Source organism: Brevibacillus migulae (assembly GCF_004521915.1).
GTDB classification, from domain to species: Bacteria; Bacillota; Bacilli; order Brevibacillales; family Brevibacillaceae; genus Brevibacillus_F; species Brevibacillus_F migulae.
Genome location: NZ_SDKD01000070.1, coordinates 1 through 663 on the forward strand (window position 1 = coordinate 1; position 663 = coordinate 663).

General features: G+C 51.4%; 1 protein-coding gene. It reads left to right on the plus strand.

Going from position 1 to position 663, the window contains the following annotated elements:
• The coding region (gene ltrA, locus EIZ37_RS25600; RefSeq protein WP_134687572.1) for a group II intron reverse transcriptase/maturase at positions 1 to 663 on the plus strand (663 nt) is incomplete at both ends.

The following is a 663-nucleotide window of genomic DNA, read 5'->3' on the forward strand; positions in this document are numbered from 1 at the left end:
CCAAGAGGGTACATACAGACCAATGCCTGTCAAACGGGTGGGAATCCCCAAACCCGGAGGCGGGATTCGGCTGCTAGGTATCCCAACCGTTATGGATCGCTTCATTCAGCAAGCCCTCATGCAAGTTATGACGCCGATCTTTGATCCGCATTTCTCTCCGAATAGTTATGGGTTCCGTCCAAACAAACGGGCCCATGACGCTGTAAAGCAAGCGCAATCCTACATAAAGGAAGGATTCCGCTGGGTCGTGGACATGGACCTGGAGAAATTCTTTGACCGAGTCAATCACGACATTCTTATGGCAAGGGTAGTTAGGAAAGTTTCGGACAAACGTGTGCTGAAGCTCGTTCGAGCTTATCTCCAAGCCGGAGTGATCGCAGATGGAATCGAGCTAGAGACGATAGAAGGTACTCCGCAAGGAGGCCCGCTTAGCCCACTCCTCGCCAACATTCTTCTGGATGACTTGGACAAAGAGCTTACAGCACGCGGGTTGCGCTTCGTCCGTTATGCGGATGACTGTAACATTTTCGTCCGAAGCAGAAGAGCAGGTGAGCGCGTTATGGAGTCGGTAATACGCTTTGCTGAGGGGAAGCTCAGACTAAAGGTGAATAGGGACAAAAGTGCAGTAGACCGACCTTGGAACCGGAAGTTCCTTGGCTTTAG